We start from the raw sequence: 21,168 nt of genomic DNA, 5'->3' as shown, positions 1-21,168 counted from the left end.
ACCTGTGAGGCTGCGACCTGCGGGTTCGCGCCCGTCCGGGCCTTGCCCGGTGCCGGCTCAATGCCCGCTCGGTGCCCGCTCAGTGCTGGCTCAGTGCCCGCTCAGTGCCCGCTCAGTCCTCGACCGGGACGAGCAGACCGTCGCGCACCAGCCCGCGCACGCTCGGCAGCACGTCCGCCGCGACGTCGTCGGCCGGCACCCCGAGCAGAGCGCCCAGCGCCCCGACCAGCTGCCCCACGGACAGGTCCCCGTCGCACGCGCCGACGAAGCCCGCGAGCGCCGTCCCCGCCTGCACGGCGCGGCCGAAGCCACCGCCCTGCCGGATGATCACGACCTGCGGGTCCACCTCGCCGGGGGTCAGGTACCGCTCCTCGGTGACGTCGGGCGCGACGACCAGCCGGGCCGACGAGAGGTCCGCGTGCCGCTCGAGCCACGTGCTCGCGGCGAGCGAGGCGGCGATCGAGGGCCCGAGGGGCTGCTGCACGGAACCGGTGACCTCCTCGAGGCGGCGCAGCGTGGGCGTGCCGCTCGTCGGCCGGCGCAGCGTCACGATGCCGAAGCCGATCGCCTCGACGTCGCGGCTCGCGAAGTCGTCCAGCCATGCCTCGTAGCGGCGTGCCCACGCCTGCGGGTCACGCTCGGGCGTCGTGCCGCCGTCGCGGATCCACGTCTCGGCGTACTGCGCGGGGTCCTGCAGCTCGCGCTGCACCACCCACGCGTCGAGCCCGGAGTCCTCGACCCACTGCTCGACGCGGTCGGACCACTGCGCGCCGCGTCGCACCTCCCAGTTGCCGAGCAGCTGCGCGACGCCCCCGGGCGCGAGCACGGCACCCACGTCGCGGACCAGGTCGGAGACGATGTCGTCGCCCGCGCGGCCGCCGTCGCGGTACTCGTACTCCGGCACGTCGGCGCCGCGCGGCGTGATGACGAACGGCGGGTTGCTCACGACGAGGTCAAAGGACTCGGCCCGCACCGGGTCCAGCATCGAGCCCTCACGCAGGTCGAGATCGACGCCCGCGAGCGCGGCGTTGAACGCGGCGAACCCGAGCGCGCGGCGGGAGATGTCGCTCGCCGTGACGCTGGTCGCGTGGCGCGACGCGTGCAGCGCCTGGATGCCGCAGCCCGTGCCGAGGTCGAGCACGCGGTCCACGGGCGTGCGGACGGTGACCTGCGCGAGCGTGGTCGACGCTCCGCCGACGCCGAGCACGTGGTCCGTGCGCAGCGCGTGCCCGGTCGCGAGCTCGCCGAGGTCGGACGCGATCCACCAGTCGACCTCGCCGGTGCCGTCGGCCGCGGTGTAGGGGCGCAGGTCGACGAGCGCGCGGACGTCGTCCCCGTCGCGCTCGACGAGGCCGAGCCAGGTCGCCCCGTCGACGCCGAGCGTGGGCAACGCCCGGGCGACCCGTTCCGCCGGGACCGAGCGCCCGAGCAGGAACGCGGCGACGAGCGTGGCGAGGGGCTCGGTGCTGTCGGCGACGGCTCGCAGCGCCGGCACGGGCTCCTCGCGGTGCAGCGCGTCGGCGGCCATCGGCCCGAGCAGCTCCTCGACACCGGCGACGCCGTACCCGGCGGCACGCAGATCGGTGGAGAGCTTGTCGACGAGGGACGGATCGGCCACGGGCGCGCTCATGCGCCCATTGTCCCCGGGCGGGCCGCCCGACCGACCGGCACCACGACCCTGGTGCCCGCCTGTCGTCGTCGGGCACCATCGACGGTGTGAGCGAAGCCGCCGTGCTGGACCGTCCGCCGACCAGGCGTCGACGTCGTGCCGCCGCAGCGGCAAGCGTCGCGCTGCTCCTGCTGCTCGTCGCTGCGTGGGTGTGGTCGGGCCCGCGGCACCAGGTCGCCGCACCGCCGGAGCACGCGACTCCCGAACAGGTCGTCACCGTGTACCTCGCGGCGCTCGAGGCGCGTGACTTCGACACCGCGAACGCGATCGACGGGTCGCACCTCGGCCGGTTCAGCCGGCCCGTGACGTTCGTCGACGTGACCAGGCTCGGCTCGAACGTGAACGGCGACCAGGCCTACGTCGGCTTCGACGCGACCATCAAGAACAACGACGGGTCGTTCAACGACCGGCAGTCGTGGGGCTTCACCCTCGAGCGCTCCGCGGGTGGTGACTGGCACATCGTCGACGAGGGCGTCGGCTGACCCACCCGTCACTCGTCGTCGTCCTCCCACACCGTGTCCGTCACCCACGGGGCGACGTCCACCTCGTTCCCCTCCGGGTCCGCGAGCGTCCACCAGTGCGGCGCGTACCGGTCGGTCACCACGTGCCCGCCCGCCGCGACGGCCGCCTCGACCCGGGCGAGCGCCTCCTCCCGGCCGATCGCCAGGTCGAGGTGGATGCGGTTGCGCTGCTCGCGCGGCTCGTCCATCTGCTGGAACCACACGCGCGGCCCGATGGCCGCGGGGTCGCGCAGCACCTCGTCGCGCTCGTCGTACCCCAGCACCGCCGTCCAGAACGGCAGCACCGCCGCGACGTCCATGACGTCCACCGCGAGCTGGAGCGCCTGCACGCGGCGTGGGCGCGCCTCGATCCCCAGGCGAGCGGCCGCGGCGGAGATGCCGGACGCGAGCGCGACGTCGCGTTCGGTCAGGCCGCCGACGTCGTGCGACGTGGTCCGCACCACCACGCACGGGTAGCGCAGGTCCACGTCCGGATGATGGTTCGCCTGCTCGGCGAGAGCCCCGATCTCCTGGACCAGCGCGAGCCCGCGCGCGAACGAGCCGGTCTCGAAGAACGCAGTCGCGCCCCCGTACACCACCCGCCAGTCGTCGCCCTCGACCGCCCCGGAGAACTGCTTCACGTCCAGTCGCTCGCCCATGTCCGACCTCCTCGCGGCCAGCCTGCACCCGACCACCGACACGCGCGCGGGCACGCCGGTGCGACCGGAGGCGGGGACGACGAAGGCTCCCGGGACGCGAGTCCGCGGGAGCCTTCGTCGTGCGAGCCGCAGGTCAGACCATCGCACCCTGCGCGGGCACCTGCTCCTTCTCCGCCTCGCGGTCCACGCGCGCCGCGCGCAGCCGGGACATGATGACCGCGCCGAAGGCGACGGCCGCCGCGACGACCGCGATGCCGATGCGCACACCGGCGTTCGCGTCCGGACCGACCGAGACCACGACGACCGCCGGCGCGATGAGCACCGACACCAGGTTCATCACCTTGATGAGCGGGTTGATCGCGGGGCCGGCCGTGTCCTTGAACGGGTCGCCCACGGTGTCGCCGATGACCGCGGCCGCGTGCGCGTCCGAGCCCTTGCCGCCGTAGTGGCCGTCCTCGACGATCTTCTTCGCGTTGTCCCACGCGCCGCCCGAGTTCGCGAGGAACACGGCCATGAGCACGCCGGTGCCGATCGCCCCGGCGAGGAAGCCGGCGAGCGGTCCGATGCCGAGCCCGAAGCCCACGGCGATCGGCGCGAACGCCGCGAGCAGACCCGGCGTCGCGAGCTCGCGCAGCGAGTCCTTCGTGCAGATGTCGACGACCTTGCCGTACTCGGGGCGCTCGTCGAACGTCATGATGCCCGGGTGGTCGCGGAACTGGCGGCGCACCTCGAACACGATCGCACCGGCCGCACGGGTCACGGCGTCGATCGCGAGGCCCGAGAACAGGAAGACGGTCGCACCGCCCAGGATCACGCCCACGAGCGTGATCGGGCTGATGATCTGGTAGTCCATGAGCGCGGCGGTGAGGTCGCCCGTGGACTTGCCACCGACCTCGGCCAGCTTGTTGCCGACCGCGTCGGCGTACGACCCGAACAGCGCGGTCGCCGCGAGCACGGCCGTCGCGATCGCGATGCCCTTCGTCACGGCCTTCGTCGTGTTCCCGACAGCGTCGAGGTCCGTGAGGATCTGCGCGCCCTCCTCGGTCACGTCGCCCGACATCTCCGCGATGCCCTGCGCGTTGTCGCTCACGGGACCGAACGTGTCCATCGCGACGATCACGCCGACCGTCGTGAGCAGGCCGCAGCCCGCGAGCGAGATGAGGAACAGCGCGAGCGCGATGTTGCCGCCCGCGATGAGGAACACGCCGCAGATCGCCGCGGCGATGATGCCCGCGGTGTACACGGCGGACTCGAAGCCCACCCCGATGCCCGAGAGCACCACGGTCGCCGCGCCCGTGCGGGTGGTCGCCGCGACGTGCAGCGTCGGCTTGCTCGTCGTCCCCGTGAAGTACCCCGTGACCCACAGGATGACGCCCGCCAGCACGACGCCGACGAGCACCGCGGCCGATGCGATCAGGCGCGGGTCGCCGCCGTGGGTCTCGAGGCCGGCCGTGCCGCCCGTGAGCTTCGCGAACGAGTCGGGCAGGTACACGAACGCGGCGATCGCCGCGAGCACCACGCCCGCGAGCGCGGAGACGTAGAAGCCGCGGTTGATCGCGGTCAGGCCGCTCTCGTCGCCGCGCACCCGGGTGATCGCCACGCCGAGCGCCGCGACGAGCGCGCCGACCGTCGTCACGATGAGCGGGAACACGAGTCCCTGCTCGCCGAACGCGGCCTTGCCGAGGATGAGTGCCGCGACGAGCGTCACGGCGTACGACTCGAACAGGTCGGCCGCCATGCCCGCGCAGTCGCCGACGTTGTCGCCGACGTTGTCCGCGATGGTCGCCGCGTTGCGCGGGTCGTCCTCGGGGATGCCCTGCTCGACCTTGCCGACGAGGTCCGCGCCCACGTCCGCGGCCTTGGTGAAGATGCCGCCGCCGACGCGCATGAACATCGCGAGCAGCGCTGCTCCGAAGCCGAAGCCCTCGAGCACGCCGGGCGCGTCGCCCTTGTAGATGAGCACGACGCCCGCGGCACCGAGCAGGCCCAGGCCCACGACGCTCATGCCGACCACGCCGCCGGTCCGGAACGCGATCCGCGCACCCTCGGCCCGGCCGCCCGGCTGCGACGCGGCCGCGGCCACGCGTAGGTTGGCACGGGTCGCGAGCCACATGCCGAGGAACCCGATCGACGCGGAGAACGCCGCGCCCACCAGGAAGAAGATCGACCGACCCACCTTCACGCCGCCATCCCCCGGCAGGAGGAACAGCAGCGCGCAGACCACCACCGCGAACAGGGCCAGGGTGCGGAACTGGCGGTTCAGGTACGCCGACGCACCTTCCTGGACGGCCTTCGCGATGTCCTGCATCGACGCCGTGCCCTCACCGGCAGCCAGCACCTGGCGGCGCAGCACGGCGGCGACGACCAGGGATGCGAGCGCGATGGCGGCGATGACGGCGACGATCGTGATGCTCGTGGAGCCGAGCTCGACCATGCATCCTCCTCGGAGAACGGCACGATCCCCCCGATCGCACCTGGCGTCCCTGCGGCCTCGTTGCCGCCGGACCCGGGCAGTCTAGCCACGGGCGGCGCTCCGCCGGTGACCTACCGGTGACGTCTCGTCGGCCGGTCGTCGAGCCGCCCGTCCGCGCTGGTCGCGACGCCGACCCCAACCCGCCGGGCCGCTCGTGCGTCAAGGTGGGTAGGACCGAAGGGAGGACGGACGTGGACGACTGGCGAGGCGTGCTCGACGCGCTGGTGCGCGAGCGTGGCAGGGCGCTCGTCGGCCACGCCTACCTCCTCACGGGGGACCTGCGCGAGGCCGAGGACCTGGTGCAGGACGCGCTCGTCAAGGTGTTCGCCGGGGCACGCTCGCCGCGCGAGGTGCGCTCCGCCGAGGCGTGGGTGCGGCGCGCGGTGCACACGCTCTACCTCGACGGGTTCCGCCGTCGCCGCACATGGGCCCGGCTGCGGCACCTGCTCGCGTCGCCCGAGCAGACCCCGGGCGACGGACCGGACGGCCCGCCCGACGCGCTCGGCGGCAACCGCGTGCTGCTTGCCGACGCGCTGGCCAGGCTCTCGCCGCGCGAGCGCACGTGCGTCGTGCTGCACCACGCGGAGGACCTGTCGGTGGCGGACATCGCCGACGAGCTCTCGCTCAGCACGGGCGCGGTCAAGCGGTACCTGTCCGACGGTCGCGCGACGCTGCGCGCGCTGCTGGCGGACGACGAGGCGGAAGGACGACCCGGCGAGCCCGCCGGGGACCGACGGGTGGACGGAGACGTGCGATGAACCTCGACGAGCTGCTCGGTGATCGTCTGGACGACCTCGCGGACGCGGCCGGGCGCGCCGCTCCCGGCCCGTTCGACGCAGGGCTCGCCACGCGCGTCGTCGCGCGCGTGCGGCACCGGCGGGCCGCGCGGCGCACCGGGACCGGCGTCGCGGCGGTGGCCGCGGCGGGGGCGATCGCGTTCGGGGTGTCGCACGTGCGGACCGGGCAGCCGGCACCCGTCGGGCCCGCGACGAGCTCGACGACGCCGACCCCGGCGCCGTCGTCGCCCCCGTCTTCCCCGACATCCGACCCGGACGTGACCTCCGACGACGACGCGGCCACCTCACCCACCGCCGGGGGCGGCCCCGAGAGCGACCTGTTCGCGTGCGACGAGAAGGTCACGGTCACGATCCACACGCTGCCCGACGCGCGAGGCCTGACCCTCGCGGCCGACCTCCCGGAGTCCGGGGGCACCGAGGTGCCCCCGACGTTCACCGAGACGCTCGGGACGGCGGGCACCACCACGTTCACGGGGGCGACGTCGCAGGCGGGGAGCATCGCGCTCGTCGACGCCGACGGCGTCGTCGCCGCGTTCGTCGTGCCCGGGCACGGACCGCTGCGCGCGGTCCACCTCGCGCGGGGCGAGACCACCGAGCTGTCGGGGCCCAACCTGTTCACGGGCTGCGACGGGCCGGTTGCGGCCGGCACGTACACCGCGTGGCCCTACGTGGTCGTGACCCCGATGGACGACGACGGGTCGGACGCGACGTCGCAGGACCCGGTGGTCGTCGTGGCGAACCCCCGGGAGATCACACTGCACTGATCGGTCGGGGGCCGAGCGCGTCCAGCGCAGCCCGGTACTCGCTCGTCGTGCCGTCGCGGCGCACGCGCTGGAGCACGTGGTCGCGCACGCCCAGCGCGCGGAGCGCAGCGGTGAGCTCGGCGACGTCGTCGTCGTGCAGCACCGTGGGGTCCACCGTCGTGCGGACCTGCACGTCCACGCCCGCGTCGAGCACCAGCCGCAGCGACTCGAACGCCGGACCGGCGCCGCCGCGGCGCGTGATGGCGTCGTACAGCCTCGCGGGAGCCTTGACGTCGAACCCCACCCAGTCGACCAGCGGGAGCAGCTCTGCGAGCCGACGCGGGTAGGCGCCGCCGGTGTGCAGACCGACGCCGAAGCCGGCTGCCCGCACCTCGCGGGCCGCTTCGACGACCGCGAGCTGGCGCGTGGGCTCACCGCCGGAGAGCACCACGCCGTCGAGCAGACCGCGTCGCCGCGCCAGCAGGTCGGTGACGTCGCGCCACGGGACGACCCCGGGCGTGCGCGGGTCGAGGATCGCGGAGTTGTGGCAGTACGTGCACCGCCACGGGCAACCCTGCAGGAAGACGGTCGCAACGAGCCGGCCCGGCCAGTCGCACGTGGACAGCGGCGTGAGGCCGGCGATCTGCAGGTCGTCGGCGCTCGCGACCCCGACTCGCCCCGCGAGCGATCGCGGCGGGATCAGCGGCACTTGTGACCTGTGGGGCTGGTGAGCCGTCGCCGCGGTCTCACCAGCCTCTCCCGTCACAAGTGCCGCTGGATCGGTCACGAGGCTCACGCCGGCACCCGCGCGCGAGACCCAGACCCGCGAGCGCCGAGCCGGTCCTCGCGGAACGGGACCCGCTCCGCGTGCTCCCCCTGCTTGCCGATGTTGAACGAGCTCACCGGCCGGTGGTAACCCATGACGCGGGTCCACACCTCGCACGCGGACCCGCAGCGCTCGCACGTCGAGTGCTCGCCGGCCAGGTACCCGTGCCGCGGGCAGATCGAGAACGTCGGGGTCACGGTCAGGTACGGCAGCCGGAACGTCTCCAGGGCACGTCGCACGAGCGTGCGGCACGCGTCGGGCGAGGACATCCGCTCCGACATGTACAGGTGCAGCACCGTGCCGCCCGTGTACCGGGTCTGCAGGTCGTCCTGCCGCTCGAGCGCCTCGAACGGGTCGTCGGTGAACCCGACCGGCAGCTGCGAGGAGTTCGTGTAGTACGGGTGGTCGTCGGTGCCGGCCTGCAGGATCTCGGGCCAGCGCGCGCGGTCCTCCTTGGCGAACCGGTACGTGGTGCCCTCCGCGGGCGTGGCCTCCAGGTTGTAGAGGTGGCCGGTCTCCTCCTGGAACTCGACCATCCGCGCGCGCACGTGGTCGAGCAGCCGGAGCGCCATCGCGTGGCCGTGCTCGTCGGTGATGTCGACCGCGTCGCCCGTGAAGTTGCGGACCATCTCGTTGACGCCGTTGACGCCGATCGTCGAGAAGTGGTTGTCGAGCGTGGCGAGATACCGCTGCGTGTAGGGGAACAGGCCGTCGTCGAGCAGCCGCTGCACCACCTGGCGCTTGAGCTCGAGGCTGGTCCGCGCGAGGTCGAGGAGCTCGTCGAGCCGCGCGAGCAGCCCCTCCTCGTCGCCGCTGAACAGGTAGCCGAGCCGCGCGCAGTTCACGGTGACGACGCCGATCGAGCCGGTCTGCTCGGCCGAGCCGAACAGCCCGTTGCCGCGCTTGAGCAGCTCGCGCAGGTCCAGCTGCAGGCGGCAGCACATCGAGCGCACGTCGCCCGGGTTCATCTCGGAGTTGATGAAGTTCTGGAAGTACGGCAGGCCGTAGCGGGCCGTCATGGCGAACAGGCGCTCGGCGTTCTCGCCGTCCCAGTCGAAGTCCTTCGTGATGTTGTACGTCGGGATGGGGAACGTGAACACGCGGCCGCTCGCGTCGCCCTCCGTCATGACCTCCATGTACGCGCGGTTGATCACGTCCATCTCGGGCTGCAGGTCGCCGTAGGTGAAGTCGCACGGCTCGCCGCCGACGAACGGCACCTGGTCGGCGAGGTCCGCCGGGCAGGTCCAGTCGAACGTGAGGTTGGTGAACGGGGTCTGCGTGCCCCAGCGGCTCGGGACGTTGAGGTTGTAGACGAGCTCCTGGATGCCCTGGCGCACCTGCTCGTAGCTCAGCGCGTCGGTGCGGACGTAAGGGGCCATGTACGTGTCGAAGCTGCTGAACGCCTGCGCGCCGGCCCATTCGTTCTGCATCGTGCCGAGGAAGTTGACGATCTGGCCGATGGCCGCGGAGAAGTGCTTGGCGGGGCGCGCGTCGACCTTGCCGGGGATGCCGCCCAGGCCCTCCTGCAGCAGCGTGCGCAGCGACCAGCCCGCGCAGTAGCCGCTGAGCATGTCGAGGTCGTGGATGTGCACGTCGCCCTCGCGGTGCGCGCGCCCGACCTCCGCCGGGTACACCTCGCTGAGCCAGTAGTTGGCGACGACCTTGCCCGCCGTGTTGAGGATCAGCCCGCCGAGCGAGTAGCCCTGGTTGGCGTTGGCGTTCACGCGCCAGTCGCTGCGGTCGAGGTACTCGTCGATGGTGGGGACGACGTCGACGGTGACGGGGTGATCCATGTTCCGGCTCCTACATGTTGTGGGCTACGCGAGGGCGCGACACAAGATGTGGGAAGTTTCATGCGTGTAGTTCTGCGCCGCGCGGGACCTTCGTCCCGGTGGCACCTGCTGCCCAGGTCAGCGGACGACGAAGCGCACGACCTCGCCCGGCCGCACCTGCATCAGACGTCCGAGCGCGACCGGACCGGCGACCGCGACCACCGGGTAGCCGCCCGTGACCGGGTGGTCCGGGCCGAACACGATCGGCATGCCGTCCGCGGGCACCTGGACCGCCCCGGCGACCAGTCCGGCGGGCGCGAGCTCGCGCCCTTGATGGTCCGGCACTCGCCGCAGCGGCAGGCCCGCGAGGCGCACCGCGACGCGGTCCGTCGCCGGTGTGACGTGGTAGCCGTCGGCATGCGTCAGCGCCTTGGGTCCGTCCACGAACCAGCGCGCGTGCGGGCCGGGCTCGAGCGGCACCACGACCTCGACGCCCCACGGACGCTGCGGCGCCGCGTCGACCACGGGCCACGATGACGTCGGCGCCGGCGGTGCGCCGACGGGCAGCACGTCGCCCGCGCTCAGGGGAACCGGCCCCACACCCGCGAGCGCGTCGCTCGACCGGGAGCCGAGCACCGCGGGCACGTCGACGCCGCCGCGCACCGCGAGGTAGGTGCGCAGGCCGGCCCCCGGCAGCGCGACGTGCACGACCGCGCCGTCGGGCACCTCGAGCACCGTGTCCCGCCCCACCGGCCTGCCGTCCACCGTCGCCTCGCCCGGCGCCCCGCACAGCGCGAGCGTCACGGGGCCGAGCGCCCGCACGGTCAGCCCGCCCAGCAGCGCCTCGATCCCCGCGGCGCCCTCGGGGTTCCCGACGAGCCGGTTGGCACGTCGCAACGCGGCGGGGTCCGCCGCACCCGAGCGGCCGACGCCGACGTGCGCCCAACCCGGTCGGCCGAGGTCCTGCACGAGCGCGAGCACGCCGGGATCGACGACCTCGAGCGCGGTCGACGCGGTCACGGCCCGGCCACCGGTTCGAACCGCACGCGGGTGCCGGGGGCCAGGAGCGCGGGCGGCTCGCGGCCCGGGTCCCAGAGCGTCGTCGCGCACGTGCCGAGCAGGTGCCAGCCGCCCGGGGTCGCGGACGGGTACACCGCGCTGAACCTGTCGGCGATCGCGACCGACCCCGCGGGGACGCGCTCGCGCGGGCTCGAGCGGCGGGGCACGCGGAGCGCGTCGTCGAGGCCGACGAGGTAGGCGAAGCCCGGCACGAAGCCGCCGAACGCGACCACGTACGTCGCCGCCGCGTGACGGCGCACGACGTCGGCGGTGTCGAGCCCCGTGAGCCGGGCGACCTCGTCGAGGTCCGGGCCGTCGTAACGGACCGGGAGCTCGATCTCGGGAGCGGCGTGCTCGGCTCCGGGGTTCGCGTCCTCGGCCCCAGGACCGGTGTGCTCGGCGCTCCCGGCACGCGACGAGGTGCCGACGTGCGCGAGCTCGAGGACCCGGCGCACGACGGCGTCGGCGTCGATCGGGCCGACCGACCGCAGCAGCAGGCTCTGGGCCGCGGGGACCTGGTCGACGACTCCCGTGAAGGCCTCGTCGCCCTGAGCGCGAGCGCGCCGCACCGCGTCGTCGAGCGTGCGGACTGTGCGCAGCGCGTCGTCGTCGGAGCGGTCGGCGGCGTCGACCTCGACCAGCACCGCGTCGAGCCCGAACCGGACCGCGCGCACCCGGGCGTCGTCGGGCACGTCAGACCGCCGCGAACGGCCGGACGTCCACGCCGGCCGACTCGAGCCGCGCGCGCACGGCTGCGGCGAGCGCGGCGGCGCCGGGGGTGTCGGAGTGGACGCACACGGACTCGGCATCGATCGCCACGTCGGTGCCGTCGACGGCCCGCACGCGACCGTCGAGCGCGATCCGCAGGACGCGGTCGGCGACCTCGTCGCCGTCCGTGACGAGCGCGCCCGACTGCGACCGCGGCACGAGCGTGCCGTCGGCGCGGTAGCCGCGGTCGGCGAACGCCTCGGTGACCGCCCGCAACCCGTGCTCGCGCGCGATCCGCAGCACCGCCGAAGCCGGCAGGCCGACGACGGGCAGGCCGGTCGGCTCGACCGCCTCGACGACCGCCAGCGCGTGCTCCTCGTGCCGCACGATCGCGTTGTACAGCGCGCCGTGCGGCTTCACGTACCGGACCTCGGCACCGACGGTCGCGGCCGCGCGCCGCAGCGTCGCGATCTGCACCGCGACCTGCTCCCGCAGCGTGTCCGCGGGCACGTCGACGAACGTCCGCCCGAAGCCCGCGCGGTCGACGTACGAGACGTGCGCACCCACGGCCACGCCGCGCGCCGAGGCCTCACGGCAGACCTCGGACATGATGCGCTCGTCACCCGCGTGGGCTCCGCACGCGACGTTCGCGCTGGTCACGATCGTCAGCAGGTGGGAGTCGAGCCCGGGCTCACCGGGGGCCCACGGGTCGATCTCCTCGCCCAGGTCGCAGTTGAGGTCGATCGCGGCCATGCGGTCAGCGTGCCATCGCGGCGGCGGCCCGTCACGCGCCGCCGCCCGGGACGACGCGTCGCGCCGGGTCGGCGTCGCGGTCGCGCCGCGTGGGCGTCGCGGCGGCGTCGCCGCGGGCGATCGGCCGCGGCGGCCGGTGGGAGGATGGGCGGGTGGACCTGCTCGACGTGCTGACCGCCGGCGGGCGGCGCACCGACCGGGTCACGCACGTGCGGGAGCTGCCCGCCCGCGACGGTCGCGCGGCGCCGTGGCCCTCGTGGGCCGACGTCGACCTGGTCCAGGGCTACCGCTCGCTGGGCGTCGACCGTCCGTGGGAGCACCAGGTCACAGCGGCGGACGCCGCCTGGTCGGGCCGGCACACGGTGCTGGCGACCTCCACCGGGTCGGGCAAGTCGCTCGCGTTCTGGCTCCCGGCGCTGAGCGCCGTGCGTGCGTCGTCGGCCGCGTCCGTGCTCGACCCCGGCCGGATCGAGTCCGTGCAGCGCGCCGCGACGGCGCTCTACCTGTGCCCGACGAAGGCGCTCGCCGCGGACCAGCTGGCATCGCTCGAACGGCTGCTGGTCGCGGCCCGCGCCCGGGACGTCCGCGTCGCGACGTGCGACGGCGACACCTCGCTCGACGAGCGCCGCTGGGTGCAGGACCACGCGCACGTCGCCCTCACCAACCCCGACTTCCTGCACTTCGCCCTCCTGCCTCAGCACCGCCGGTGGGCGCGCCTGCTCGGTTCGCTCCGGTACGTGGTGCTCGACGAGTGCCACGCGTTCCGCGGGGTGTTCGGCGCGCACGTGGCGCTCGTGCTGCGCCGGTTGCGACGGGTCGCCGAGGCGTACGGCGCGTCCCCCACGTTCGTGCTCGCGTCCGCGACGACGGCCGACCCCGCCGCGAGCGCGGCGCGACTCGTGGGCGTGGATCCGCGCGACGTCGTCGCGGTCACCGACGACGCGTCGCCCGCGGGCCGCAAGACGTTCGTGCTGTGGCAGCCGCCCGAGCTCCCCGGGTTCGACGACGCGACGACAGCAGCGACGACGACGGCGACCACGACGACAGGCCTGGCCGCGCCGGCGCCCGAGGACGACCCGTGGGCGACACCCCTCGTCGTCCCCGCGCACGCCGAGCGCAACCCGCATGACAGCACGCTGCCCGGACCCGACGACGTGTGGACGGCCGCCCTCCCGAGCGAGGGCTCGGGGCCGGTGGGCACGGGCGGGCGCCTCGTGGCGGAAGCCGGCTCCGAGGACCGACCGCGACGCACCGCGACCGCCGAGGTCGCCGACCTGCTCGCGGACCTCGTCGTGCACGGTGCGCGCACGCTCGCGTTCACGCGCTCGCGCCGTGGCGCCGAGACGGTCGCGACCGCGACGCGCGGGCACGTCGGCGCGGTCGACCCGTCCCTGGTGCGAGCGGTCTCGGCGTACCGCGGCGGCTACCTGCCCGAGGAACGGCGAGAGCTCGAGCGCGACATCCGCTCGGGCCGGCTGCGCGCGCTCGCGACGACCAACGCGCTCGAGCTCGGCGTCGACATCTCGGGGCTCGACGCCGTGCTCATCGCGGGCTGGCCGGGGACGCGTGTCTCGCTCTGGCAGCAGGCGGGACGCGCGGGACGCGCGGGTGCCGACGGGCTCGTGGCGCTCGTCGCCCGCGAGGACCCGCTGGACACGTTCCTGGTGCACCACCCCGAGGCGATCTTCGACGTGCCCGTCGAGGCGACGACGTTCGACCCCGGGAACCCGTACGTGCTCGCGCCGCACCTGTGCGCTGCCGCCGCCGAGCAGCCGCTGCGGTTCGACGAGCTCGGACTGTTCGGTCCCGACGCGGCGGCGCTCCTCGACCAGCTCGTCGCCCGCGGTGCGCTGCGCCGACGACCGTCGGGCTGGTACTGGACGCACGCCGAGCCCGCGACCCGGCTCACCGACCTGCGCGGGACGGGTGGCGACCCGGTGCGCGTCGTCGAGCAGGCCACCGGCCGGGTGCTCGGCACGGTCGACGCCGCGTCGGCCGACTCGACGGTGCACACCGGCGCGGTCTACGTGCACCAGGGGCTCGTGTTCGTCATCGACGAGCTGCGCCTCGAGGACGGCGTGGCGTTCGCGACGCGCCGCGACGTCGACTACGGCACCTGGGCGCGCTGGGTCACGTCGACCGAGATCGTGTCGGTCGACCGCTCCGTCTCCTGGGGTCCGCTCACCTGGGGGTTCGGCGCCGTCGACGTCACCACGCAGGTGCTCGGCTACCAGCGCAAGCGCCTGCCCGATCTGCAGGTGATCGGCAACGAGAGCCTCGACCTGCCGGCGCGGACGCTGCGCACCGCCGCGGTCTGGTGGACCGCCACGCCCGACGTCGTCGAGCGAGCCGGTGTCTCCGCCGAGGCGCTGCCGGGCGCCCTGCATGCCGCCGAGCACGCGTCGATCGGTCTGCTCCCCCTCCTCGCGACGTGCGACCGCTGGGACCTCGGCGGGCTGTCGACCGCGCTGCACGAGGACACCGGGCTGCCGACGGTGTTCGTCCACGACGCGTTCCCCGGTGGGGCCGGGTTCGCGGAGCGCGCGTTCGCGCTCGGGCCGGTGTGGCTGCGCGCGACGCGGGATGCGATCGCCGCGTGCTCGTGCGCGACGGGCTGCCCGGCGTGCGTGCAGTCGCCCAAGTGCGGCAACGCCAACAACCCCCTCGACAAGGCCGCCGCGATCCGGCTGCTCGACGCGGTGCTGGAGCACGCCCCGTCCTGAGCGTGCCGGCCCCGGCCCCGCGACCGCGCGTGCCGTCGCGGTGCCACCCGGGGAGCGGTGCGTCGCGACGACACCGACGATGCCGCCGTCGACCGCGACGCACCGACCCAGCACCGCCCCGTTGCGGACGACGGCCTCGGCCGCCAGCGCGCACGGCTCGCCGCCCGTCCTCCACCCCTGCGCGGCGGCGAGCGCGGCCAGGTCGGCCGCCTGCTGCGCCGTGGCCCGCGCGTGCTGCGCCGCCGCCAGCAGCCCGAGCGCGCCCGCGAGCGTCACGAGGACCCCCACCACGCCGAGCAGCAGGACGGTGCCCGACCCGCGCTCGCTCACGGCTCGACCCGCGCGCTCGCGGACGCCGAGGCGTCCAGCCCGCCCAACCACCCGACGCCCGGCACCGCTCGCCGCACGGTGACGGTGGTCCAGGACCCGTCGTCGGCCACCGTCACCGACGCGCCCTCTCCCGCGAGCCGCTGTGCACTCGACACGACGTCGCCCGCCTGGCCGAGAGCCGCGAGCCTCGCGCCGGCCCGTGCGGCGTCGGCGCACCGCAGCTGCGCGCTGCCGGCTGCGACCACGCCGAGCGCCGCCACGAGCGCGAGGACCACGACCGGGAACCCGATCGCGAGCTCCGCCGTGACCGACCCACGCTCGTCGCCGCCACGCCCACCGGCCCGGGTCCTCACAGCGAGAGCGCCTGCTTCACGATGCCCGTGAGCAGCGAGCGCACCGCACCGCTCTTCAGCACGACGACGAGCACGCCCGCGAAGCCCGCCGCGGCGAGCGTGGCGATCGCGTACTCGGCGGTCGCCATCCCGGCCTGCGCGAGGTCCCCACGCAGGGACCGTGCGGTCCGGGCTGCCGCCGCACGGACGAACATGGGGCGCACGACGCGCAGGCGCCGCGGTGCCGCCTCGTCGCGAGCGTCAGCGCTCGGGAGCGCGACGAGCGGTCGTCGCGGCCCGCGCCGGTGCCGGAGCTCGTCGTCGTTGTCGTCGTGCGCCGCGATCTGGGTGGAGCTCATGGTCGTTCCTCCTTCGCCGTGCGCCGACCTTCGGCGCGGGGTCCCACGTTCGGCGCCCCGCGCCTGCTCCGGCGGCTCCACGAGCCGATCGGTGGACGGGGCCGACGGGACCGGGGGCTGTGGACGGCTCGGCATCACGACGAGAACCTCGTCCGTCGTCACTGCGCGAGGTCACCGCACGAGGCCTGACGCGAGGCTGACGACCATCGGCACGAGCCCGAGCAGCACGAACGCCGGCAGGAAGCACAGCCCGAGCGGCAGCACGAGGCGCACGCCGAGCGTGGCCGCAGCCGCACGCGCCGCGGTCCTGCGCTCGCGTCGCAGACGGTCGGCCTCCGCGCGCAGCAGTGGACCGGGTGACACTCCCGACGTCCACGCGGGCTCGAGCGCATCCGCCAGCGCAGCGCACGCAGACGTGCTGCCGGCCCACGCACGATCCCAGGACGCGCCGAGCACGAGCGCCCCGGCGGCCCGCGCGAGCGCGGCGCCGTCGTCGCCACCCACGCACGCGCCCACCACCTGAAGCGCACGCGGCACGGGCGCACCCGACGACAGCGCGGCGTCGAGCACGTCGAGCAGCAGGACCTCGTCGACCGGGCCGTGCACCTCGTCGCGCGCACGTGGCGTCCCGCGCGGGCGGCGGCCCGACGTCCACGGCAGCACCGCCGCCACGAGCACCGCCGCGACGACCGCACTCATCGGTCGGCGCTCATCGGTCGGCACTCGTCGGCCCGGTGCGCGCACGCACGAGCAGCGCACGTACCCAGCACCGCCCTGCGAGGAGCAGGCCGACGCCCGCGGCACCGGCGCCGCTCCCCCACCCGCCGCCCAGGACCACGCCGACGGGGTCGGCGCCCAGCAGCGTCCCGATCCCGATGCCGAGCAGCGGGAGCCACGCCAGGACGCGCGCCGTCGCACGCGGGCCGGCGAGCGCGGCCGCCAGCTCTGCGGAGGCCTCCTCGTCGTCCGCGACGGCCCGCGCGACGCGTTCGAGCGCGCCCGCGAGCGGGGCCCCGAGCACGGCTGCGGACGACGCCGCCACGACGACGGCCCTTTCGCGCGGCCCCGCCGCCGGCCGACGGCGCCCGAGCGCGACGTCCGCACGACGCGTGGAGGCGTGACCCGTCGCGCGTGCCAGGGCCTGTGCGGTCGGGACGTCGCCCACGGGGACCCCGAGCGCACCCGCCCACGCGTGCGACGGGGAGGTGCCCGCGCGCAGCCGGGCCGCGACCGTGAGCAGCAGGGCGGACAGGTCGACGGACCGGGCGGCGTCGGGTCCGCCGTGCCGCACCCGCGTGACGCGCCAGCGGGTCGCCCGGCTGCGGCGCCCCAGCACCAGCAGCGCGAGCCCGACGCACGCACCGGCAGCCCAGGTCACATCGCCCCCAGACGCGCCGCGAGCTCGTCCCACCCGGGACCGCGCAGCACCGCCCCGCCGGGGTCCGCCGCGAGCGCGAGCTGGACCGTGAGCCGGTCACCGACCGCACGCACGAGGCCGATCTCCGCGACGTGTCGTCGTCCGCCCGTACCGCGGCGCAGGTGCACGACCGCGTCGAACGCGGCCGCGGCCTGTGCGACGACCGCCTCGCGCGGCAGTCCCGCGAGAGCGCCGAGAGCCTGCAGCCGGGCCGGCACCTCGGCGGCCGCGTTGGCGTGCACCGTCGCGCAGCCGCCGTCATGGCCTGTGTTGAGGGCAGTGAGGACGTCGGCGACCTCCGCACCGCGGCACTCGCCGAGCACGATCCGGTCGGGCCGCATCCGCATCGCGTGCCGCACCAGGTCGGACAGCGTGACCGTGCCCGCGCCGTCGATGTTGGCGCGGCGCGCGACGAGCCGCACGACGTGGCCGTGACGAGGGCGCAGCTCGCCTGCCTCCTCGATCACCACGATCCGCTCGTCGGGAGGCACGAGCGAGAGCAGCGAGGCGAGCAGCGTCGTCTTGCCAGCACCCGTCGGGCCGGACAGCAGCAGGTTGGCCCGCACCCGCACGAGGTCGGCGAGGACCGGCACGAGTGCGGGCGCGAGCGACCGCGAGGCGACGAGGTCGTCGAGCGTGAACGCCTCGGACCGTACGGTCCGCAGGCTCACGAGCGTGCCCGCGTCCGCGACGGGCGGCAGGACCGCGTGCAGGCGCGTGCCGTCCGGGAGTCGCGCGTCCACGGCCGGCTGCGCGTCGTCGAGCCGGGCGCCCGCGACGGCCGCGAGCCGGACCGCGAGCGACCGCACACCTGCCTCGTCGCCGAGGTCCACGCTCGTCGGCCGCAGCTCGCCGTGCCGTTCGACCCACACGTCCCGTGGGCCGTTGACCAGCACGTCCGTGATGTCGGGGTCGTCGAGCAGCCGCTGCAGCGGGCCGGCCCCGAGCACCGCGTCACGCACCACGCGCGTGAGCCTGGCCCGCGCGTCGGACCCGAGCACGAGGCCGCGCGCCCGCCCGGCGCGGTCGACCTCGCGCGCGAGCGCGGCGTCGTCGACGTCCGGGCTGAGCGCGACCACGGCCCGCACGTCCTCGAGGATCGACTCCTCGGGGCTCACCACGCGCGGCCCGACCCGAGGTCGCGGGCGATGCGTGCGACCGCGCGCGAGGTCGCCGCGCTCGTCCGGAGACCGCCTCGCTCGACACCCGCGTCGAGGCCGCGATCCACCGGGAGCACGGCGACGGGTTCGACGCCCAGAGCGGCAGCGACGTCCGCTGTCCCGAGCCCCCCGGGAGCCGGCCCACGCGTGACCAGACCCACGCGTGCGCGCTCGAGCGACGGCAGCAGCGCCGTCGCGCCCGCGACCGAGCGCACGTCGCGCGGGACGACGAGCAGCACCTCGTCGCACTCCTCGACCGCGGGCGCCCGCGCGACGGCGCCGGCGCGGTCGAGGTCCACCACGACGACCCCGAGCGTGGCCGCCAGTGCTCGCAGCACGTCGCGCGCGACGTCGGCGGCGACCGCCCCCGGGCGCAGCCGGTCCGCGCTGAGCACGGCGCACCTGCCCCAGCGGGGCAGCAGTGCGACGACCCCAGCCCCGTCGACGTCACCCCGCGCTTCCGCAAGGTCTGGCCACCGCGCGCCGTCGACCTGCTCGAGGCCCAGCAGCACGTCCAGGCCGCCGGATGCGGCGTCGAGGTCGACGAGCGCGGTCGCCGTGCTGCCCGACAGGCGCGAGGCGAGAGCGGCCGCGAGCGTCGTCGCGCCCGCACCGCCGCGGGCGCCGAGCACGCCGACGACGTGGGCGCGGTGCTGGTCACGTCGTGGTTCCATCCGTGCACCGTGCCGTGCACGCACACCCCTTCCGGCGGCTGCGACGGCTCGCTGTGGACGGGTCCGCCGCGGGACGGGCCTGTGGACGGCTCGTCGCCGTGTGCACGTCCGCTCAAGCGCGACGCGATGTCGGCGGCCGCCGCTACGCTCGCGCCGACCGCTGATCCACCGACCCGGGAAACCCATGGACCTGCAGCAGGCCGCGTTCTTCGACCTCGACAAGACGATCATCGCCACGTCGTCGGCGACCGCCTTCTCGCGCGGGTTCCTGGCCGAGGGCATGCTCACGCGTCGCAGCGTGCTGAGGGCCGCGTACGCGCAGATCGCGTACCTGCTGGGCGCGGCCGACGAGGACCAGACCGAGCGCCTGCGCGTGCAGCTCTCGCGCATGGTCGCGGGCTGGGAGGTCGCGCAGGTCTCGCACGTCGTCGAGGAGACGCTGCACGAGGCGATCGACCCCACGGTGTACGCGGAGGCGGTCGCGCTCATCGAGCGGCATCACGAGGAGGGGCGCGACGTCGTGATCGTGTCGGCGTCGAGCAGCGAGATCGTCGAGCCGATCGCGGCCGTTCTCGGGGCCGACCACGTGATCTCGACGCGGATGTCGGTCGTCGACGGCCGGTACACCGGCGAGATCGACTTCTACGCGTACGGCGAGAACAAGGCGACGGCGATCCGAGAGCTCGCCGAGCACCGCGGGTACGACCTCGCGCACAGCTACGCGTACTCGGACTCGATCACCGACGCGCCCATGCTGGGCCTCGTCGGGCACGCGTACGCGGTCAACCCGGACCGCGTGCTCCGGCGGCGCGCGCAGGACCAGGGGTGGGGCGTGCTCACGTTCGACCGTCCCGTGCCGCTGCTCGCATTCGCGCGGCGGCCCGCGGGCTGGGCGGCGCTCGGGGTCGCGGCGCTCGTCGTCGCCGGTGTCGCGGTCGGCTGGTACCTGGGCCGACGACGGCCGGAGGCCTGACCGGGCACGACGTGTCCGACGACGCCACATCGACCACATCGCGGGACCGGCGTCCCACGATCCGACCCGCGGGCGGTGCGCGACCTGCGACGACACCCCGGAGCACTTCCCGGATCGCGCTCGCAGGCGTAGGACAGTGCCACAACTGCAGAGCCGCGAGGGTACCCACGCGCAGGAGAGCCCACCTATGGGCAGGTCGACCGGGCTGGTCCCGGAGCGAACCACGATGGTGCACGCATGATCGCCCTCCGATCGCAGCTGACGGCGGCGTCCCTCACGGGGCGTCGCCGTCGTTCGTCCCGGCAGGAGGTCGGGTCGTTCAGGCGCGGCGGCCGGCGAGCACCTCGTCGGCCACGTCGCGGGCGCATCGCGCCCCCGCGACCACGGCGTCCGCGTACGACGACACCCCCCCGGCGACCCCCGCGTCGGTCCCCGCCGCGAAGCCCGCCGCGGCCGCGAGGTACTGCTGCGGCCGCGCCGCCCACGCCGTCTCGGGCTGCACGGACCCGGTCGGGTCGAGCCCGCGCGATGTCACGACGAGACGCGCAGCGGCGCGCGCGACCAGCCCGTTCGCGGCGACGAACGGCCGCACGACGAGGAGCTCCGCGTGCAGCACCGCGGCGACGACGAGCGCGGGTGCCGACGTGGCGTCGAGCGTGCGCACCAGGAGCGCGAGCCGCGCGGAGGCCTCGTCGGGGGCGAGCGCGGGGCCGAGGCCGGCGAGATCGCCCGCCGCGCTCTGCGGGCCTCGTCGGACCCGCCCCAGGTCGTCGGCTGGCAGCCACCCCGCACCGGCCGCCGCGTGCACGCGCGCGAGCAGCTGCGGCCACGGCGGCAGTGGCCGGTCGCGGCCCCCGAGGTCGGCCATGAGCTGCTCGACGAGCGCGGTCGCGGGGACCGCGCCCGCCACGACCGCACCGGGTGCGTCGAGCCGTGCGTCGGCCCCCGCGTCCCCGAGCGCGACGGCCCGCACGACGTCGAGCGTCACGCGCGCCCCCTCGAGCTCGGCGCTCGCGCGCGCTGCGCGCACCCCGGACTCGGCGCGGACCTCGCGCCAACGCCGCCGGAACGCCTCGTGCCAGCGCAGCTCCTCGCACGCGACGCGCGCGCGCTCGACCGCCGCGGCGACGCCGGGCAGGTCGACGAGGGGCTGCAGCGGGTCGGCGGGCACCCGGTCACCCTAGGCGCGACCGCCCGCGCCGCGGACCAGGCGGGTGTCGGTGGCGGGGTGCACACTGGCG

At 75.2% G+C, this 21,168-nt stretch carries 20 protein-coding genes and 1 pseudogene; 5 read left to right on the top strand and 16 right to left on the bottom strand.

Annotation, left to right across the window (positions count from 1 at the left end; all coding sequences use genetic code 11):
• Nucleotides 1-112: 112 nt before the first annotated feature.
• On the bottom strand, nt 113-1,630 hold the full coding sequence (locus AW16_RS0109115; RefSeq protein WP_029289798.1) for a methyltransferase: 1,518 nt from the start codon (nt 1,628-1,630) through the stop codon (nt 113-115).
• Nucleotides 1,631-1,716: 86 nt separating this feature from the next.
• On the opposite strand from AW16_RS0109115, the gene AW16_RS0109110 reads away from it, so the two are divergent.
• Nucleotides 1,717-2,151: a hypothetical protein gene (locus tag AW16_RS0109110; protein WP_029289797.1), complete on the top strand. Its 435-nt coding sequence runs from the start codon at nt 1,717-1,719 to the stop codon at nt 2,149-2,151.
• An 8-nt stretch (nt 2,152-2,159) separates the two neighbouring features.
• Here AW16_RS0109110 and AW16_RS0109105 read toward each other — a convergent pair whose 3' ends face one another.
• Both AW16_RS0109105 and AW16_RS0109100 read right to left on the bottom strand, forming a co-directional pair.
• Nucleotides 2,160-2,828 (bottom strand): VOC family protein, encoded by a 669-nt coding sequence (locus tag AW16_RS0109105; RefSeq protein WP_051681811.1) that lies wholly within the window; start codon nt 2,826-2,828, stop codon nt 2,160-2,162.
• A gap of 133 nt (nt 2,829-2,961) precedes the next feature.
• Nucleotides 2,962-5,262 carry a sodium-translocating pyrophosphatase gene (locus AW16_RS0109100; protein WP_029289795.1) on the bottom strand — a complete coding sequence of 767 codons (2,301 nt, stop codon included), beginning with the start codon at nt 5,260-5,262 and terminating at the stop codon, nt 2,962-2,964.
• A 230-nt stretch (nt 5,263-5,492) separates the two neighbouring features.
• Between AW16_RS0109100 and AW16_RS0109095 the strand changes: the two genes are divergently transcribed.
• Both AW16_RS0109095 and AW16_RS0109090 read left to right on the top strand, forming a co-directional pair.
• Nucleotides 5,493-6,059 carry an RNA polymerase sigma factor gene (locus AW16_RS0109095; protein ID WP_051681810.1) on the top strand — a complete coding sequence of 189 codons (567 nt, stop codon included), beginning with the start codon at nt 5,493-5,495 and terminating at the stop codon, nt 6,057-6,059.
• Nucleotides 6,056-6,862 carry a hypothetical protein gene (locus tag AW16_RS0109090; protein ID WP_029289791.1) on the top strand — a complete coding sequence of 269 codons (807 nt, stop codon included), beginning with the start codon at nt 6,056-6,058 and terminating at the stop codon, nt 6,860-6,862. The genes AW16_RS0109095 and AW16_RS0109090 overlap by 4 nt, the downstream gene beginning before the upstream one ends.
• On the opposite strand, the gene AW16_RS0109085 is transcribed toward AW16_RS0109090, so the two are convergent.
• The 5 genes from AW16_RS0109085 to AW16_RS0109065 form a co-directional block, all read right to left on the bottom strand.
• Entirely contained in the window at nt 6,849-7,550 is a 702-nt protein-coding gene (locus AW16_RS0109085; RefSeq protein WP_081861561.1) for an anaerobic ribonucleoside-triphosphate reductase activating protein, read from the bottom strand. The genes AW16_RS0109090 and AW16_RS0109085 overlap by 14 nt on opposite strands.
• 83 nt (nt 7,551-7,633) lie before the next feature.
• Nucleotides 7,634-9,460 (bottom strand): ribonucleoside triphosphate reductase, encoded by a 1,827-nt coding sequence (locus tag AW16_RS0109080; RefSeq protein WP_034648582.1) that lies wholly within the window; start codon nt 9,458-9,460, stop codon nt 7,634-7,636.
• A gap of 117 nt (nt 9,461-9,577) precedes the next feature.
• Nucleotides 9,578-10,459: a biotin-dependent carboxyltransferase family protein gene (locus AW16_RS0109075; RefSeq protein ID WP_029289786.1), complete on the bottom strand. Its 882-nt coding sequence runs from the start codon at nt 10,457-10,459 to the stop codon at nt 9,578-9,580.
• The gene (locus AW16_RS0109070) at nt 10,456-11,190 is read right to left on the bottom strand and encodes an allophanate hydrolase subunit 1 (RefSeq protein WP_231495996.1); all 735 of its coding nucleotides are present in this window, start codon (nt 11,188-11,190) and stop codon (nt 10,456-10,458) included. Before AW16_RS0109070 ends, AW16_RS0109075 begins: the two co-directional genes overlap by 4 nt.
• Before the next feature lies 1 nt (nt 11,191).
• On the bottom strand, nt 11,192-11,959 hold the full coding sequence (locus AW16_RS0109065; protein ID WP_029289782.1) for a LamB/YcsF family protein: 768 nt from the start codon (nt 11,957-11,959) through the stop codon (nt 11,192-11,194).
• A 152-nt stretch (nt 11,960-12,111) separates the two neighbouring features.
• Between AW16_RS0109065 and AW16_RS0109060 the strand changes: the two genes are divergently transcribed.
• Nucleotides 12,112-14,682 carry a DEAD/DEAH box helicase gene (locus AW16_RS0109060; RefSeq protein ID WP_081861571.1) on the top strand — a complete coding sequence of 857 codons (2,571 nt, stop codon included), beginning with the start codon at nt 12,112-12,114 and terminating at the stop codon, nt 14,680-14,682.
• A gap of 24 nt (nt 14,683-14,706) precedes the next feature.
• Here the strand turns inward: AW16_RS0109060 and AW16_RS18765 are convergent.
• The 7 genes and pseudogenes from AW16_RS18765 to ssd all read right to left on the bottom strand — a co-directional run.
• Nucleotides 14,707-15,012 (bottom strand): annotated as a pseudogene (locus AW16_RS18765) (Rv3654c family TadE-like protein); the annotation flags it as partial.
• Nucleotides 15,009-15,365 carry a TadE family type IV pilus minor pilin gene (locus AW16_RS0109050; protein ID WP_029289778.1) on the bottom strand — a complete coding sequence of 119 codons (357 nt, stop codon included), beginning with the start codon at nt 15,363-15,365 and terminating at the stop codon, nt 15,009-15,011. The gene AW16_RS0109050 and the pseudogene AW16_RS18765, both read right to left, overlap by 4 nt.
• Nucleotides 15,362-15,703: a DUF4244 domain-containing protein gene (locus AW16_RS18760; protein WP_231495995.1), complete on the bottom strand. Its 342-nt coding sequence runs from the start codon at nt 15,701-15,703 to the stop codon at nt 15,362-15,364. Before AW16_RS18760 ends, AW16_RS0109050 begins: the two co-directional genes overlap by 4 nt.
• A gap of 171 nt (nt 15,704-15,874) precedes the next feature.
• Nucleotides 15,875-16,402: a type II secretion system F family protein gene (locus AW16_RS0109040; RefSeq protein ID WP_029289776.1), complete on the bottom strand. Its 528-nt coding sequence runs from the start codon at nt 16,400-16,402 to the stop codon at nt 15,875-15,877.
• A 10-nt stretch (nt 16,403-16,412) separates the two neighbouring features.
• Nucleotides 16,413-17,081 (bottom strand): type II secretion protein F, encoded by a 669-nt coding sequence (locus tag AW16_RS0109035; RefSeq protein ID WP_231495994.1) that lies wholly within the window; start codon nt 17,079-17,081, stop codon nt 16,413-16,415.
• A complete protein-coding gene (locus AW16_RS0109030) occupies nt 17,078-18,241 on the bottom strand; it encodes a TadA family conjugal transfer-associated ATPase (protein WP_029289773.1) in 1,164 nt (387 codons plus the stop codon). Before AW16_RS0109030 ends, AW16_RS0109035 begins: the two co-directional genes overlap by 4 nt.
• A complete protein-coding gene (gene ssd / locus AW16_RS0109025) occupies nt 18,235-18,954 on the bottom strand; it encodes a septum site-determining protein Ssd (protein WP_156044123.1) in 720 nt (239 codons plus the stop codon). Before ssd ends, AW16_RS0109030 begins: the two co-directional genes overlap by 7 nt.
• Before the next feature lie 184 nt (nt 18,955-19,138).
• On the opposite strand from ssd, the gene AW16_RS0109020 reads away from it, so the two are divergent.
• On the top strand, nt 19,139-19,927 hold the full coding sequence (locus tag AW16_RS0109020) for an HAD family phosphatase (protein ID WP_029289769.1): 789 nt from the start codon (nt 19,139-19,141) through the stop codon (nt 19,925-19,927).
• A 319-nt stretch (nt 19,928-20,246) separates the two neighbouring features.
• Here AW16_RS0109020 and AW16_RS0109015 read toward each other — a convergent pair whose 3' ends face one another.
• Entirely contained in the window at nt 20,247-21,098 is an 852-nt protein-coding gene (locus AW16_RS0109015) for a Fic family protein (protein ID WP_029289767.1), read from the bottom strand.
• Between the last annotated feature and the right edge of the window lie 70 nt (nt 21,099-21,168).

Source organism: Cellulomonas sp. HZM, from assembly GCF_000708885.1.
Classification (GTDB): domain Bacteria; phylum Actinomycetota; class Actinomycetes; order Actinomycetales; family Cellulomonadaceae; genus Cellulomonas.
This window is presented reverse-complemented; position numbering and strand designations above follow the sequence as displayed.

Bases quoted from the DNA above. Each gene is read 5' to 3' on its own strand.
- AW16_RS0109115 (WP_029289798.1), bottom strand. From the start codon at position 1,630: ATGAGCGCGCCCGTGGCCGATCCGTCCCTCGTCGACAAGCTCTCCACC.
- AW16_RS0109105 (WP_051681811.1), bottom strand. From the start codon at position 2,828: ATGGGCGAGCGACTGGACGTGAAGCAGTTCTCCGGGGCGGTCGAGGGC.
- AW16_RS0109100 (WP_029289795.1), bottom strand. From the start codon at position 5,262: ATGGTCGAGCTCGGCTCCACGAGCATCACGATCGTCGCCGTCATCGCC.
- AW16_RS0109090 (WP_029289791.1), top strand. From the start codon at position 6,056: ATGAACCTCGACGAGCTGCTCGGTGATCGTCTGGACGACCTCGCGGAC.
- AW16_RS0109080 (WP_034648582.1), bottom strand. From the start codon at position 9,460: ATGGATCACCCCGTCACCGTCGACGTCGTCCCCACCATCGACGAGTAC.
- AW16_RS0109065 (WP_029289782.1), bottom strand. From the start codon at position 11,959: ATGGCCGCGATCGACCTCAACTGCGACCTGGGCGAGGAGATCGACCCG.
- AW16_RS18760 (WP_231495995.1), bottom strand. From the start codon at position 15,703: ATGAGCTCCACCCAGATCGCGGCGCACGACGACAACGACGACGAGCTC.
- AW16_RS0109040 (WP_029289776.1), bottom strand. From the start codon at position 16,402: ATGAGTGCGGTCGTCGCGGCGGTGCTCGTGGCGGCGGTGCTGCCGTGG.
- ssd (WP_156044123.1), bottom strand. From the start codon at position 18,954: ATGGAACCACGACGTGACCAGCACCGCGCCCACGTCGTCGGCGTGCTC.
- AW16_RS0109020 (WP_029289769.1), top strand. From the start codon at position 19,139: ATGGACCTGCAGCAGGCCGCGTTCTTCGACCTCGACAAGACGATCATC.